Raw genomic sequence first — 14571 nt, forward strand, 5'->3', positions numbered from 1 at the left:
CAGCTCAGACAATGGATCGTCTCGGGCAGATCGACCGTCTCGCAATCGAAGATCGTCTTGCCGCTGTCGAGGCTCTCCATCACCGCCAGCTCGCGCGCATTGCGCTTGATCAGTTTGGCGAGCCGGATCAGCACTTCTTTGCGTTCGCTTGGGTGGAGGCGCGACCAACGTCCGTCCTCGAAGGCATCGCGCGCCTTGCCGACGGCGAAATCCACATCCTCGGGACCGCAGGCGGCGACCTGCGTCAGCACCTTGCCGGTGGCCGGGTTCATCGTGTCGAACGTCTTGCCCGAGATCGCCGGTCGATAGCCGCCGTCGATGAAGGCGTTGCCGGGAAGATCCAGCCCCTCCGCGATGGCGCGGTATTCCTGTTGCGTCAGAAGATCCATGTCTCAGCCCTCCGCCTCGATCGTGGCGATCGCGCGTTTGACCACACGCACCACCTGTTCCAATTCGCGCTTGTCGTCCTTGTTGAGCGGGGTGAGCGGCGGGAGCATGCCGCCCGTCTCGATCCCGTTCATTGTCACACCATGCTTGATCGTCTGGATGAACTTGCCGCCTTGTTCGAGCACGCGCATCAGCGGCAGCATCGCCGACATGATCCGGCGCCCTTTGCTGAAATCGCCCTCGATCACACAGGCGTTGTAGAGCGCGACATGCTCCGCTGGCAGGAAGTTCGAGCCGCCACAAACCCAGAACGGTGCGCCCCAGGCAAAGAATTCGAGCGCCTGATCATCCATCCCGCATCCCATCTGGATATGCGGATAGTCACGCGCCAGCAGATGCACGCGATTGATGTCGCCCGAGCTTTCCTTGATGCCGCAGAAGTTCCGGCTGCGGCCGACGCGGTCCAGGAATTCCTCGCCCATCATCGTGCCGGTCCGGTGCGGGTAGTTATAGAGCATGATCGGCAGGTCGGCCGCCTTGTCGATCGCAAGCGCGTTGAGCGCATTCTCGCGGTCGGTGGGCACCGAGTAAGGCGGCGATGCCAGCAGGATCGCATCGACCCCGATCTCGCGCGCGGCTCTGGCCAGGGCGATGGAGTCGGAGGTAAGCATCGCGCCCGTGCCCAGGACCAGGGGAACCCGACCCGCAATATGCGCATGGGTAAAGCGGGCGATCTCGATCCGCTCCGCGACGGTCTGGGCATAGTTCTCGCCCGTCGAGCCGCCGGTGATCAGACCATGCACGCCCTGTGCGATCACGAAGTCGATCACCTCGGCCAGCCTGTCCCAGGCGACCGAGCCATCGGGCAGCAGCGGCGTGACCAGCGGGGTATAGATCCCCTCGAATTTGAATATCGGTGTCATTGCAACCTCATGCGGAGGGGGTGAGCGGAAGGCGCCCGAGCGGCGCATTCAGCGCGGCGGGCAGCACGTAGCGTTCGATCTCGTGTTTCGAAAGAGCCCAATGCGCGTCGGAGAGGTCGGCCGCGGCCTCCTCGTCGCGGGCCGCGATCGCCGCGATGATCGCATCGTGTTGGGCGCAGGCCTCCGACAGATTGTCGGCCATCGCCTGCGTCGTGGGCTGGTAGAAGGTCATGCCGATCCGGGCGTGATCGATCAGCAGCCGGTGGAACGAGGGCAGCAGGTAGGTATTGCCTGCCATCGCGCCGGTGATCTCGTGAAACCGCGTATTTGCGAGCGCGCGCGCGGCGGCATTGCCCGAATGGATCGCCTCGCGAAAGGTTTCTTGCGCAGCGCGCAATTCGGCCAGTTGGATGTCGTTGGTGTTGCGCGCGGCCAGCCGCAGGATCGCTCCGTAGATCATCGGAGCCGCGAGGAAAAAGTCATGCAGCGTGCGCGTCGACAGATCAGACACCCGCGCCCCGCGATTGTCGCGCCAATTCGCATATCCCAGCCCGTCCAACTCGCGCAGGATCTCGCGAACCGGGGTTCGTGACAGGTCGAACCGTTCACACAACTCCGCCTCGTCCAGATCGGCGCCGGGCGCCAGCTCAAGCGTCAGAATTGCGCGTCTGAGATGGTCGAAAAGCGCTGCCTTGCGTGCTTTCGGCGAGAGGGTCTCTTCGGTGGCCATAGTGACGATCCTCCTGTTCCACGCCCTCTCGATATCAAAAATACAAATTGAATACAAAGTGTATTTCGTGCAATGATCCACAAATCGTCGCGCAACAGGGGGCTTCGAGTCGGTCATGTCCCAGCCCCAACACATCGTCTTCGTTCTTGTCGGAGAATTCTCCCATCTGGCCTTCTCTAACGCGCTTGAGCCGCTGCGCATCGCAAACCGGGAAAGCGGTGAGGCACTCTACCGTTGGTCGTTGATGGCAGAGGGGGGAGCTGTGGCGACATCGTCGAGTGGCATTCGCATGATGGTCGATCACGACCTTGATGCTCTGCCGCGCTGCGACGCGGTTTATCTTGTCACCGGCAACGATATGCGCGCCCATATTTCTCGTCCCTTGCTGGCGCTGCTCAGACGCGCACGGGCCGCAGGAGTCACGCTCGGCACCTTTTGCTCGGGCGCCTACGTCTTCGCGAAAGCAGGGTTCTTGGGCGGGCGTCGCTGTGCTCTTCATTGGGAATTCCATGATGCCTTCCGCGAGGAATTCCCGGATGTGCAACTTGAGACCTGCGTCTTCGTCGAAGACAGTCCCTTCGTCACGGCCTCGGGCGGGCAGGCCGCGGGTGACCTGATGGTCGCACGGATCCGGGCCGATCATGGCGAAGCGCTGGCGATGCGGGTATCCGAGCAGATGGTTTGCGGTGCAATACGCCCCAGCGCGACCGAACAGCGGATCTCCTTTCAGGCGCGCACGGGTCTGCGCAACAGAAAAGTCGCGCAGGCGGTGCGTTTCATGTCCGAGCGGCTTGAGGAGTCATTTTCCTCGCAGGAGATCGCTGACGAATTGGGCGTCTCAGTGCGTCAGCTCGAACGGCTCTTCAATGCGCATCTCCACGTGTCGCCCAAGCGCTACCTGATGCAACTGCGGATCGACCGGGCGCGTCAACTTCTGACGCAAACCGAAATGCCGATGATCGACATTTCGACCGCCTGCGGCTTCTCAAGCCCGACGCAATTCGCCCGCGCCTGGCGCGGGATATTCGGAACGAAGCCCGCGCAGTTTCGAAAGCAGGCGGCCTGAGGTCAGTCCGGCAAGCGAGCAGGAATGCCAGCCTAAAGCTGGCATTCGTTTTCCGTGCAGCGAATGGCAGCTATCCGCCCACTCCGACATTTCACTCTTCCGCTTTCACTGCAATGTTGGTCGGTTCTCGTGCGCCACGAGACCATCGATCAGCTTGATCACCGCGCGCAGGTCCCATCCGCGCCCGACGCCTCGCAGCATGTCCGCCAGCGCGTCGACCGTATCCGCCGGCGGGCCTCGTGCCGTCCCTTCGCGGCGCGCGAAATACGCCAGATGCGCGCCAGAGAGCGGCGGGATTTCGACTACACGACAGCGGCTCAGGAGCGGCGCTGGCACGGCCCGACGGTTGTTCGAGGTCAGGATCCAACTGATCCACCGCATATCGAACCGCACCCGGTAGTAAGGACAGTTCCAGGTCCGGGCGCTGAGAGGTTCGAGCAGCGGCAAGAGTGCATGACTGAGCGCGAAACTGACGCCCTTGTTCGACTGCACATCGCCGACCTTGTCCACCTCGTCGATCACGATGACCGGGTTCCCCACGCGCTTCTTTAGGATGAGCTCCACAGGTCGTCCGGCATGGGCGGTCGACCAGCCTTTCTGACTGCCCGCCACCGCGAAGCCCGCCGGCTCGTTCGCAGCATCGATCAGTTCCGAGGGCATACCAACGAGCTCGGCCAATCGACGCGCCCAGTGGCTCTTACCGATACCAGGAGATCCATCGAGGAGGAGCGGCGGCAGGCGCGCGGCAGGCGCACCCTCACGCACGCTGTCGCGCAAGGCGTGCCACGCGATCTCAGTCGCGCGGGCCATCCAGGGCATCTCTTCGTGCAAAGCAGCGGCGATCTCGTCGGCGCGGTGTTCGCTCGCGAGCCGTTCCATGTGCACACCGTGTTTGAGCCCCGCCAGCGTCTCACGTGCCTCACGGCCCAGATGCGCCATTCCAGACGCGCGCAAACGCAGATCGGCGAGCGCGGAGGCACGTCGCCGGATTCTGTCGCCATCATGCGAGCTGAGGCGGCACGCGCGCATCGTATCGTCCCAGCGATCATCATCACGCGCCGCGTCGAATTCTCCCGGGTCGTGCCCCAGTGCGACCCATCGTAGCTTGCGCAGATATCTGGTGAGCTGGGCCTCGATCTTGGCGGGCGAGGTCTCAAGATCGAAGCGAAGATCGCAGATCGGGAAATGGTTGGACATGGCAGGCTCCTTATGGTCACGCGGCACACGCCGCTGACACCCCCTCGCGAGACGGCTGTTCGCGAAACGTTGATGATGAGGAACCCGGGTTTGGGTGAAGATAGGCCAGCTTCTGCGCAAAGGGTCAAGTCAGGCTCGGCGGCGCTTCAGAAGCCGAAAACCTCAAGACCCACCGAAGCGCTCAAACCGCCGCAAGATCGTAAGCCATTGAAAAATAAAAGCCTCTGGCCAGCGCACTGGCCAGAGGCAAATCTTACCGTTTTAAAGGTGAGTCAATTCACCCCAAAAAGGCTAAACTTTGGGGGTCCGGACACAACATTTGTGTGGAATCTCCCATAAAATGTCCACTCCGTCGAAAACGAACACCGTAAGCCATTGATTTTAAATGCATAAGAACGCGACTCAAAGCTGATCGGCGGCCAAATTGTCCATTTTTCTAGCAATTAGTGTCCATCGAAAGATCATAAAAAAATGCCGCCCGAAGGCGGCATTTGGGTCTCGGATTGAGCGGCTTAGGTTCTGCGCTTGGTGATTTCCGGAGGCAGATCAGAACGATGGTAGATCATCGCTCCAAATTCTCGGGGATTGAACAATGGCTTAACGCCATACGCGTCCAAGAAAGATTTCGCGGCAGCCCTCTTGATCCCGTATTCCAATTTAAGCCGATGTCCGAATACGAAGCGCTTCCGGAACCGATCGAGCGCCTCAGGCGATACCCATTTTTCGCGCCGGCCAGGAAGGTCGACTACATCAAGGAGAGCGCCCCCTTCGCGCTCGCGGAACAACGAGTTTGTGGCAACTTGGTTAAGGCCCAACACCAGCATCACCATCTCAGCGGACATTCCTGGCAAGGGTAAATTGCTAGGGGCAGAAAACTCCTTGGGATCAATGACCACCCCTCTGAAACCCGCGACATTCGCCAGGCGGAAGACCCGGTGAACCCGCCCTGCGAGCAAGCGGCGAAGGACGTATTCGTTCGTCATGCGTGACCGCTCCACACATTTCGCGATTGTAGTCATACCCGGGGGAATGCTTTCAACTTGGCGAGGCACAATGCTTTCAAGCCGTCGAAGCAAGCTGAGCATCTCCCGCTCATCGATTGAACGACTGAGCTTCCCTCTGGCCTCGCCATCCAGCCTCACCTGCGACAGAGCACCGATCTGCAGAAGCGTGGACACCATCGGGCGCGATGCGTTGAGAATGTCTCCCGCGCGCGTGAAAGGCACAGCCGAACGGATCGCATCGCTTGTCGCACGCCCCACCGTCGCATCCACAAGCAGCTCCGAGCAGGTTTGTGACACCGCTCCGCGATCAAGAGCCCCACGTGAAATAAGAACGTCGCGCAACGTCAGAGCATGGACACGATACTGCCTCGCCAACGTCGCTACGCTGCAAAGTTTGGGATTGCGAACCACCTTCCCGAGAACCATCGCGCCCGGCGCAACATCCATCGTATTTACGATGTGACTGCGCAGAATATCACTGATTTCCCCGGGATCCTTGCGAAGCTTGTGCGAAGAAAGCCAATGGTAGAGCATGCCGAAGACCGCCCCTCGGCTGAGGCAATTCCGACCGCTTGCTTTGGCATCAACTTGAAGGTGTTCCAGCGCCTCGCGAATACCGGCCTCTCCCTTGCACACGTATGGCCAGCCGTAATCTGCCGCCCGGACCCAGTCGAGCATCCCAAGATCGACCGGCTTCGCCTCGGGACCAAAGGCAAGGACCGCACCAAGCATTTCAGTTGCACGCACGGCCTGCTCGATCGGTTGCCCATCCAACCATTCCGGCCCCTTGCCTCCCTGAAAACGGGTCACGACGTAGTTCTGAAGCAGCGATTGTGTCGCAGACGGGGTAACATCCGCCATGCGCAAGAGTTGCTCTCGCGTCTCAGGCGCAAGGACCGGCAGCTCGTGGAGGAAGTCATCCCAACCGCCTCTTCTGCGCTCGATGAGAGGGAGAGAATGTTGCGGGCAGACACGCGTAGACTGCAGCAACCAATCAAGCCGGTGCGAGCGAACCGTAGCGCTGCGTCCGCCGCGGGCATCATCTGCCCCCAGACATGCCGGGCAAAAGCGCGTGACGGGCCCAGTCGTGAACTCTGCGCTGAAGGTCTCGCGGCGCAGGCGATACTGGCGGGGCCCGATCCGCGTGATGGCGTTGCGACGAAGGCGGGACACATCCTGGCCGGCCTTGGCAGACAGTCTCAGAAGCGCCTCCTCATCCCCCGCGGAGAGGCGATTGGGCGCAATCCCCAAATCATTGAGAAATGGCACCAGCCGCCCTCCCGTATGGAAGGCGGCAAGGCGTGAAGCCCAGGACAGGACGGTTTCTTCGGCTTTGAACGGAAGAAGGGGTCGAAGCTGCATCACGATCACCCCCTGCCCTTCCGGCGCCGACGCGGGGAAGGTGCTTCTACGGGGTCTCCATCCGGTCGCAGGTGCCACCAGTCCTCGACGAGGAACACATTGCGCTCGGACCCCGCGCCCTCGTGCAGCGCATAGGCTTCCGCAAAGTGATCGATATCCAGCTGATCTGCGCCGCCCATCAGCGCGCATTCGATCGCATTCACGATGGCCTCCACGGTCCGCCCGAAGCGATACCGTGCCGCATGGGTCACGCGCTCTACGAGGTCCTTCTCAGCAGGAGGCGCGAGGCCTGCCCTTTGGCAATAGGTTTCGATGAGCCCGGCGATCTGAACCCCGTCCGCCTTGGGATCGACCGGCGGCAAAATGAGACTGGTGAATCTGCGTTGGACTTGGGGGTCGGACCGCACGACATCCGCGAGCGCGGACGTGCCCGACAGGATCACGATGACAGCGGCCTCCCCCTGCATCAGCGACTTCAGGGCGCGCAGGATCAGGTTTCGGTCGGCACAGAACAGGTCGTGCGCCTCGTCGATCCAGATCGCCACGATCCCGAGCATGGAGATACGCTCGTGCAGAAGCTCCATCATCGACCAGACTTCCCGGCGCTTCGAGACATCGGAATAGCCGCTGTCCTTGAGCAGCTCGCGCGTCATGCTCTTGAGGGTCGCCGGACTGGGCACCGCCGCGTCCAGATAGCGCTTCGACGCTCCCGGCTCAGCCTGAAGGGCCGCGCAGCGATCCAGGCCCCGCTGCACGAGCGTGGATTTGCCGCCACCCGGCTCGTCGACGACCATGATGCCTCGCGTTTCGCCCGTGGAGGTGAACCGCAAAGCGGACGGCAAAGGATTGCCGTCCGCGTCATGCGCCAGAAGTCGGTGGAGTTGGGACGCGAATTCCGCGTCCCTAGGGTTGGTCACGTGCAGCCCACGCAGAGCTTCGAGGATCCGCATCACCTTGCCCATATCACTCATGGCTCAGTCCTCCACGTTCCAGTCGGACGATTTCCCCTTGCGTTTGCGCTTGGGTTTCACGGCCGCCTCTTCCTTCTCCGGGGACGGAATGGACATGCCGGGCTTGCCATCGGCGGCAGGCACCACATCGCTCGGCGTGCGGGTCGACTCCCTGAACCCCATGAAGAGGCGCCTTTCAGCCCGTGCGAGTTTCTCCTCGGTCCACTCGTCGACCAGAAGCCCTGCCAATGCCATTGCCTGGGCGTTGCGGTCTTCGATGGCTTTGAGCGCCGCGAAGATCGTGTCGTGATCGAACTCCTTGCGCCTCGGGTAAACGCTCTTGAGATGGCGGGCCGCCGTCAGCCAGGTTTGCGCCGCCACGCCACTGAAACGCTCGTCGAGCGCAGGCACTTCGACCCACTCGCCACCGAGATAAACAAGGATCGCGCCGATATCGCGCGGATGCCATGCCACCTCGAGATCGACCTCACCATTGCGGTTCATCCATTCCGCCAAAGCCAGTGAATGGTAGCGCAGCCCCTGCACCGTGATCCCGCCCTTGTCGAGCTTACGGGTATGGCGGACACCGAAGATCAGCCGGTATTCCCGGTTCGAAGGCGACGGCGCAACGCCATACTCCTTCATCAGACGGCGCCAGCAGGTGAGCGGGGTTTCCCCGTCGAGACCGCGATGCGGCTGATTGTGGTAGATATCCACGATCCAGCGCACCATCGCGAAAGCAAAGTCGTCGAAAGTGAGTGCTGCGCGGGCTTTCGGATCAGCATCCCCCTTTTCCAGAATGCTGGAGAAGGTGTGGCCAGCCAGGCGCCGCAGAAGCTTCACGGCAATCGTGCGGAACAAACGCTCGATGCGCGCGCGCATCTCAGGAGTTGCAGGCGGCGTGAACTCGTGAGCGACGCCCAGATCCGCGCAGCCAGCCCGGAAGGTCTCCGAAATGAAAGCCGTTCCATTATCCGTGACGATCAGCTCCGGTCGGCCATGCATGTCCCAGGAACCCTGCGCCCCCACCGCATCCGCCCACTTGCCCTTGTCCGAAACGATCATCTGAAGGACCTGTTTCGCGGCCGCCCCACCGGCTTCCCGGCTGATCGACATACCGACGATACAGCGCGTCGTGGCACAGATCGCGACCGTGATGACCCATCGCGCTTTCGATCCGTCGAGGCCAAGCGCTTTGCGCTCATCTTTGCTCAAAAATCCGTCCAAACCGGAGGACGCCATCAGGGTGATCGCATCGACGCGGTATTCGTCGATCTCGACGCGCTCCAGAGGCCGCGTGAGCATCAGCCCGTTTCCGACCGGTGCAAATTTCTTGCGCGCATAATCGAGCCCATCGCGTGCTACCGTGACCTGATAGAGGTCCAGAGACTTGATCGCTTTTCGAACCGTCGACCGGCTGGGAGCGCGGAGCTCGAGCTGTCCCTCGGCGCGGAGTGCCGCGTTTCGCTCGTCAAAAGCACGCATGACGTTTTCGACGATCGTCGCTTCCGTAGGGCGCGTCTCGGACATGTATCCACGGACCTCTTGCATCATGAGCGAGATCTCTGCAGGCGTCATCCGATGACCACGGTTTCCTCGAGCGGCGATCCGGTCGGCAAGCCCGGCGGCGCCCGCCTCACGATATTGCTTGACCCAGCGGCGCAGCGTGCGAGCCGAAGGCGTCTCGAAGATATCGTTCGTTTTCGTCCTAATGGGCAGACTGTGGTTGCGCGACTCCTTGGCGAAGTCTTTCACCAATTTCAGCAGCTCGGCTTCGTGTGCCTCAATGGATGCATCCGTGATCTTCATGCCCTTTTTCTGCAGCTCGAAGAACGCCAGCACCCAAACATCGCGCTTGGCAAACGCGACACGCTGGCGCTTCGGCAGTGCCGAAATCAAAAACTCCGCCTGCTTCAGACGCGCACGCGCTTGATGGGGCAGGAAGTAGCCGCGTTGATGGGTGAGCCTTCCCTGCGCTGCATATTGATTCAGCTCTTGATGGGTGAATTGGCGTGCGCGCCGATCGCCGTCGTCGTCCTCGAGAACCCATCCATCCTCATTACCGTGAATGGGCTTCATCGAGATATTGTCGATCGAAACACGATCGGCGGGCTCGAACGCGAGGCGCTGCGAGGAGATGGCTTGGCCGAATTGAAGCGTCATTGGGTCACCTTTTTCGCTTTGAAGACATTGGAATTCAGGGAGATCTGCTCGTGGCGAACGAGTTTCAGATGGCCGGATTGGATGAGGCGGACGAAGGCACGGAACCCATCGCCAGGTTCGTCGAAATACGCGACCAGCTCACCGAGCTTGCACAGGCCGGACATCGCATCATGGATTTCGTGGGCCAGTCGGTCCGCCGCAGGCTCCGGTCGCCGATAGGCGAAGAAGAGCTTGGCGTTGAACAGATCGATCCGATCGAGGTTCTCGTCGGTCAGCAGCCGGACATCGTCCACGAAGCCGCTCTCCCGCGCCTGCTCCGCGATCCGCGACATCTCGTGCAGAAAGCGCTCGGACACGCGGGCCTGCGGCTTGACCGAATAGGCGATCCGCGAGCCGTCGACTTCGGTGACGAGAAAGTCGAACCAGTGACGACGCATCGTGCCCTGCTCGTCTTCCCACCCGAACCCCACCTGCTCGCGCAGGTCCGCCGTGCTTTCGCGCCCGATCAGCGTCAGGCACCAGCACAGCTCGAGGTGGCTTTCGAGATGCACAATCCGACCTCCACCAGGCCCCACCAGGATCTGGCCCGTGCAATGTTCACGGGAGTGTCGATTGATCTTACGGCCTGCCGTCGAGGGCTCGGGGAGCACAGGCGACGGATCGTTCCAGTTGGACAAACCAACCGGGTTCATCATGTCTTCGGACATAGGTCCTCCGTTCCCGGAAATCCGGGTTCTTTCATTTTGAATGGACCGAAGAACGGAGTTGCGCCTGCCCGTATTCGGGTCTATGAACGCAAGTGAATACGCGGCCGTTCTCGGTCGTTACTTTTAGCGCGCCTCTCGGGGCGCGTTTTTTTCATGCTTTTTGGTTGTGGTTGTTTCTCCTTAGATCCCGCCGAGGCGTGAAGTTTCCAGTTGGATGCGGATCGGCGCGCCATAGTTGGCAAACACTTCCTCACACCAAGAGCGAAAGCCTCAGCCAGCTATTCGCAGGACTTCACAGGCCGGAATCTTCGGCGCCTGTCCAGAAGAAAATTTGCGGAAAAACAAAACGATAAGTCCTTTTTCGCAAGCTTGGAAAACTGCAATACGAAAAAATACAAAAGAAGAATAAAAAGAGAACATAAGGTGACATTTCATTATATAAACTCGCCCCTTCGCCACTTCGTTCGGAAAATTTCTTGTGGACAGTTTTAGCTTATTATTCCGAAAGCGTCTTCTGATCGAACTCGGGCAAGCCTATCTCGCCCATTCACTCCAAGAATCGAATCAAGATAAATCGATTACCTTCACCATTCAAACGCCGGAAAGTATCTCCGCGAACTTTCGGAAGACATCTCCGCGAATAATGGTAACTCGCTCCCAATCTGGCTTCTTCTTGGTGAACTGGCCATGCGCCGCATAGTGCAAACGCAAATCTCGGTCCTGATCTTTGAAGACAAACTCGGCAGTCGGACCGACATGGCTTAGGCGCAACTCCAAGTCTCCGGCCTCTCGCCAAGCGAACACGTCTGCAAACAAGCCATCGATCCAAGCGCTAATGAAGGGGCCGAACGTCGGCGTCACTTTCATGTCCTTCAACGGCTTGTCTGCAAGGTTCATAAGAAAATGAAACGTGCCGTCGCGCCGAACGGAAGGTGCTTCCCACTGCTGCAGTTCATCTGCGAACATGTCTCCTCCGACGAGGCGCATCTCTTCGACGCTTTTCACGAAATCAGGTGCGTCGCGCATGCCGACGCCGCTCGCGACAGTAATTGCAACGTTGAAAATGTCGCGACCCGTCATCGCAGTAGCGCCTCGCCCGCGCCCGCCGGAAGCACGCAACCCGTGCTCCATCAAGGTGCGGCTGACCACTTCTGCGCTAACTTGCGGAACGTCAAAAACCTGCGAAATCGCCTGCGCCATCTGTCTCGAGTTCGTCACGGCCAACCTCACCTCGCCTTGTGCCAAGCTGTTGTAAACTGGAGGTGAACGCAGGTCAATTCATTTCTGAAATTTTTTCGCGAAAAAATTTCTCATTAAGCGTTATGCCTGTATCTTCGGCCATTCGAATTGACTGCCTCGGCCAGCGAGCGAAGCGGCTTGGCCGTGCGCCGATCGGTGTCAATAGGCACGCAATCTTGGCCGAAGCGATAAACCGAAGATGGAGCTGCAGGCACGCTGGAAGGCGCCGTTCTCTCTGGATCTCGGCAACATCCGCTCGGAGCTCAAGCTGCGCATGCGCGCCGCCGAGCGGCGCGCAGAGTTGGATACCAGCTCCTCGGGGCCGTGAGGCGCTTACGGAAAGGCATCCGAGTTTAGGAAGAAGACGGTATCGATCACCTGAGCCTTATGAGCCCAGGTCCAGCGCGAGGCGTTGCGCTTGTAGCGATCCGAGGCCATGAGCTGGCGATAGGCGTCCGCCGTGCCCGGCCCCCAGGCGCCGTCGATCTTGCCGTGGTAATAACCCTCGCCCTTGAGCGCCATCTGGGCTTCACGACGGAAATCGATGTCGCGGCTCTTAAAGACCTCGCGAACCTCGTCGATTGTGACGGTCATGGCTTGCGCCGTGGCTGCGGTCGCGGTGAGCGCCAGCGCTGCGGCCGACAGGAAAAAGCTTCTCCGGTTCATATTGTTCGAGCCTTCTTGATTTCGGTGTTCTGGAAGTCACGATCTTTGGGGAGAACCTCCGCAGCGCAGGGTGAGCCACGGACGATTTCCTTATTCGATCGCGATTGGTTCAGGAGGGCTTCAGGCCGTTTTCGGCTGACCGGACTTCGAAGCGGCAGCTGCGATGACACCCCAGATGATTGCCACCGGCCAAGTGATGAGAATACCGAAGCCGAAGGTGACCGCGCCGATGATGAGCGCGAGGATGATCATGATGATGCCCCCTGCCACAGAAGCGTAAAGCAGGCCAAGCGGGCCGAAAAGCAAGGTCAGAAAGAAGGCGGCGACGACGCTTTTCTCCGGCGTAGCGTTGACGATGATCGTAGTGTTGCTTTGAGTGTCGGACATCAATTGTCTCCGTCTTTATAATACTGAATTTTTTCGGTTTAGTCGCGCTTCTGCAGCGACAATTTAGAAGGTAAAACTTACCATTTTGAAAAAATCGATACGCAACGATTCTTGTGTAGCGCTGGCCAGACCGTCCTTCACTTACTTTTGGACGAAGCCGCGAGAAACTCACCAATCAAATTCTTTATTCCCGGCAGACAATGGCATTTTGATGGCACGACGCACTGATATCCAGTTTAATTGAACCACATATCGAGCTGTAGAATGCGTGGCAGGCCAACCGCCCTCCTCACTCGCAGGTAATAAAGTGAGTAACAGAGGTCAGCATCTTGCCGAGCTGCTCCGGCGCAATTTGCTCGCTTGTATCGCTCGTCTGAGGCGCTACCCCATTCTGGTAGAGAAACAGCTTCGCTATCTCACCCCGGATGGCGAAGTTCACGTTCTGCGGGATGTCCCCGATCGCTTCCTGGACAAGATTCGCGTCGAGCTTTGAGACCACGACGCCAACGACAAGGCCGTGTGCATCGACTACCGGACCACCCGAGTTCCCGGGCTGCACCGGCGCGGAGATCTGCATACGGCTTCCGTCACCGCCAAGCCCTTTGATGCTCGTAACTGAGCCGCGCGTGACATTCAGGCCGCTCAGCAAGCCGGCTAGCGGATATCCTGCGATCGTGACATCTGCGTTCAAGCTCGCAGGTTTGGCTGCGAAGGTGACACTCTTGAGGCCGGTGACATTCTCGACCTGCACCAATGCGAGGTCGAAGTCTTCGTCCCTTCCAATCAGCTTTGCCGGCGCGCCGTCCACAGTGATCTTGCGACAATCCCCTGCGACGTGATTGTTGGTTAGAATCTTTCCGTCGGCAGCGACTGCAAAGCCCGTGCCAGTCCCGCCCTCGTCTTCTCCAGGGGGAGCGGGAGGCTTTTCACCAACAGTGCCCTCGCCAACTCGCGGCTTGGGGCTGATATCCTTGGCCTCATCGAGAAACGCCATAACCCCAGTGTAAAGCTCGCCATACTCCGGAAGATCCAGTTCGGTGCCTTGATGGGGTAGAATTGACGCCGTAACCAACGCCAAACGACCAGCATCGCGATCTTGAGCGGACACAAGGATCGTCGACCATTCTCCAACGCGTATGCGATCAGAGCGCACGTAAAGTGTCTTCCCTCCAGATACACGGGCTGACGTAATCAGCAGATGATCCTTGCGCACCGTGTAGAGGTTAGAAACTGAGGTATCGAGCGCGTAGCGGTGCATAGCAACTGCACGGCCGATATCGCCTGAAGTCAAAGAGATCGACAACGTCGAAGCGCTGTCGTCGAAATCGAGATTGAGACCGTTCGCGCTGACATGCGAAGACATAGTCTTCTGTGGCGACAAGAAGGATAAATCGGCAAAATCGAAGTAGTAGCGTGACCAGCCACCATCCGAGATCGCCTTAATCTCATCGACCACCAAAGCCACCGGCGCGAGGTTGGGCAGTTCGCCTGCGCTAAAGTCGATGCCGCTCTTCCGAGCGTAGGCCTGTAAAGCGCTCGCGCTTCCGGCTCCCCATTTGCCATCGATCATACCCAAGTATGAACCGTCTAGTGCGAGAGCCGCTTGAAGAAACCGGACTTCCTGGGAGGTCAGATCGCTGGCGCGGAAAGGCTCGACGAGTTCGCTTCTTGTCCAAGCACTCGCCGAACAGACCCACAAGAATATCAGAAGACCAGCACTTAAAAGTGCACGCATCGAATAACTCCACCAATCCTGAATAAGAATGGCTCAGCGCCTGTGTTCGGTCAAG

The 14571-nt window shown here is 59.6% G+C and carries 14 protein-coding genes; 2 read left to right on the plus strand and 12 right to left on the minus strand.

What is annotated here, in order from left to right; all coding sequences use genetic code 11:
* The 3 genes from ACZ7GB_RS19330 to ACZ7GB_RS19340 form a co-directional block, all read right to left on the minus strand.
* Nucleotides 1-389, minus strand: a 389-nt coding sequence (locus tag ACZ7GB_RS19330; protein ID WP_472160051.1) for an aldehyde dehydrogenase family protein, incomplete at its 3' end; no start/stop codon positions are given.
* A 3-nt stretch (nucleotides 390-392) separates the two neighbouring features.
* Nucleotides 393-1310, minus strand: a complete 918-nt coding sequence (locus ACZ7GB_RS19335; RefSeq protein WP_472160052.1) for a dihydrodipicolinate synthase family protein — start codon at nucleotides 1308-1310, stop codon at nucleotides 393-395.
* A gap of 7 nt (nucleotides 1311-1317) precedes the next feature.
* Nucleotides 1318-2040, minus strand: coding sequence for a GntR family transcriptional regulator (locus ACZ7GB_RS19340; RefSeq protein ID WP_472160053.1), 723 nt, complete (start codon nucleotides 2038-2040; stop codon nucleotides 1318-1320).
* Between the two features lie 115 nt (nucleotides 2041-2155).
* Here ACZ7GB_RS19340 and ACZ7GB_RS19345 point away from each other — a divergent pair, with 115 nt between their 5' ends.
* Nucleotides 2156-3106, plus strand: coding sequence for a GlxA family transcriptional regulator (locus ACZ7GB_RS19345; protein WP_472160054.1), 951 nt, complete (start codon nucleotides 2156-2158; stop codon nucleotides 3104-3106).
* A gap of 105 nt (nucleotides 3107-3211) precedes the next feature.
* Here ACZ7GB_RS19345 and ACZ7GB_RS19350 read toward each other — a convergent pair whose 3' ends face one another.
* From ACZ7GB_RS19350 to ACZ7GB_RS19375, 6 genes are all read right to left on the minus strand, one after another.
* Nucleotides 3212-4303 carry an AAA family ATPase gene (locus ACZ7GB_RS19350; protein WP_472160055.1) on the minus strand — a complete coding sequence of 364 codons (1092 nt, stop codon included), beginning with the start codon at nucleotides 4301-4303 and terminating at the stop codon, nucleotides 3212-3214.
* A 512-nt stretch (nucleotides 4304-4815) separates the two neighbouring features.
* A complete protein-coding gene (locus tag ACZ7GB_RS19355) occupies nucleotides 4816-6669 on the minus strand; it encodes a TniQ family protein (protein ID WP_472160099.1) in 1854 nt (617 codons plus the stop codon).
* Between the two features lie 5 nt (nucleotides 6670-6674).
* Entirely contained in the window at nucleotides 6675-7631 is a 957-nt protein-coding gene (locus ACZ7GB_RS19360; protein ID WP_472160057.1) for a TniB family NTP-binding protein, read from the minus strand.
* A gap of 12 nt (nucleotides 7632-7643) precedes the next feature.
* Nucleotides 7644-9782, minus strand: a complete 2139-nt coding sequence (locus ACZ7GB_RS19365) for a transposase (protein WP_472160058.1) — start codon at nucleotides 9780-9782, stop codon at nucleotides 7644-7646.
* Entirely contained in the window at nucleotides 9779-10489 is a 711-nt protein-coding gene (locus tag ACZ7GB_RS19370) for a PDDEXK family nuclease (protein ID WP_472160059.1), read from the minus strand. The genes ACZ7GB_RS19365 and ACZ7GB_RS19370 overlap by 4 nt, the downstream gene beginning before the upstream one ends.
* A 591-nt stretch (nucleotides 10490-11080) precedes the next feature.
* A complete protein-coding gene (locus ACZ7GB_RS19375) occupies nucleotides 11081-11713 on the minus strand; it encodes a hypothetical protein (RefSeq protein WP_472160060.1) in 633 nt (210 codons plus the stop codon).
* Nucleotides 11714-11927: 214 nt separating this feature from the next.
* Here ACZ7GB_RS19375 and ACZ7GB_RS19380 point away from each other — a divergent pair, with 214 nt between their 5' ends.
* The gene (locus tag ACZ7GB_RS19380) at nucleotides 11928-12056 is read left to right on the plus strand and encodes a hypothetical protein (RefSeq protein WP_472160061.1); all 129 of its coding nucleotides are present in this window, start codon (nucleotides 11928-11930) and stop codon (nucleotides 12054-12056) included.
* A 5-nt stretch (nucleotides 12057-12061) separates the two neighbouring features.
* Here the strand turns inward: ACZ7GB_RS19380 and ACZ7GB_RS19385 are convergent, their stop codons facing one another.
* The 3 genes from ACZ7GB_RS19385 to ACZ7GB_RS19395 form a co-directional block, all read right to left on the minus strand.
* The gene (locus ACZ7GB_RS19385; protein ID WP_472160062.1) at nucleotides 12062-12394 is read right to left on the minus strand and encodes a peptidoglycan-binding domain-containing protein; all 333 of its coding nucleotides are present in this window, start codon (nucleotides 12392-12394) and stop codon (nucleotides 12062-12064) included.
* Nucleotides 12395-12514: 120 nt separating this feature from the next.
* A complete protein-coding gene (locus ACZ7GB_RS19390) occupies nucleotides 12515-12781 on the minus strand; it encodes a hypothetical protein (protein WP_472160063.1) in 267 nt (88 codons plus the stop codon).
* 289 nt (nucleotides 12782-13070) lie between these two features.
* On the minus strand, nucleotides 13071-14516 hold the full coding sequence (locus tag ACZ7GB_RS19395) for a trypsin-like peptidase domain-containing protein (protein WP_472160064.1): 1446 nt from the start codon (nucleotides 14514-14516) through the stop codon (nucleotides 13071-13073).
* Between the last annotated feature and the right edge of the window lie 55 nt (nucleotides 14517-14571).

Source organism: Thioclava sp. PTB-PU3-1, from assembly GCF_055666785.1.

Bases quoted from the DNA above. Each gene is read 5' to 3' on its own strand.
- ACZ7GB_RS19335 (WP_472160052.1), bottom strand. From the start codon at position 1,310: ATGACACCGATATTCAAATTCGAGGGGATCTATACCCCGCTGGTCACG.
- ACZ7GB_RS19340 (WP_472160053.1), bottom strand. From the start codon at position 2,040: ATGGCCACCGAAGAGACCCTCTCGCCGAAAGCACGCAAGGCAGCGCTT.
- ACZ7GB_RS19345 (WP_472160054.1), top strand. From the start codon at position 2,156: ATGTCCCAGCCCCAACACATCGTCTTCGTTCTTGTCGGAGAATTCTCC.
- ACZ7GB_RS19350 (WP_472160055.1), bottom strand. From the start codon at position 4,303: ATGTCCAACCATTTCCCGATCTGCGATCTTCGCTTCGATCTTGAGACC.
- ACZ7GB_RS19355 (WP_472160099.1), bottom strand. From the start codon at position 6,669: ATGCAGCTTCGACCCCTTCTTCCGTTCAAAGCCGAAGAAACCGTCCTG.
- ACZ7GB_RS19360 (WP_472160057.1), bottom strand. From the start codon at position 7,631: ATGGGCAAGGTGATGCGGATCCTCGAAGCTCTGCGTGGGCTGCACGTG.
- ACZ7GB_RS19365 (WP_472160058.1), bottom strand. From the start codon at position 9,782: ATGACGCTTCAATTCGGCCAAGCCATCTCCTCGCAGCGCCTCGCGTTC.
- ACZ7GB_RS19370 (WP_472160059.1), bottom strand. From the start codon at position 10,489: ATGTCCGAAGACATGATGAACCCGGTTGGTTTGTCCAACTGGAACGAT.
- ACZ7GB_RS19380 (WP_472160061.1), top strand. From the start codon at position 11,928: ATGGAGCTGCAGGCACGCTGGAAGGCGCCGTTCTCTCTGGATCTCGGC.
- ACZ7GB_RS19385 (WP_472160062.1), bottom strand. From the start codon at position 12,394: ATGAACCGGAGAAGCTTTTTCCTGTCGGCCGCAGCGCTGGCGCTCACC.
- ACZ7GB_RS19390 (WP_472160063.1), bottom strand. From the start codon at position 12,781: ATGTCCGACACTCAAAGCAACACTACGATCATCGTCAACGCTACGCCG.
- ACZ7GB_RS19395 (WP_472160064.1), bottom strand. From the start codon at position 14,516: ATGCGTGCACTTTTAAGTGCTGGTCTTCTGATATTCTTGTGGGTCTGT.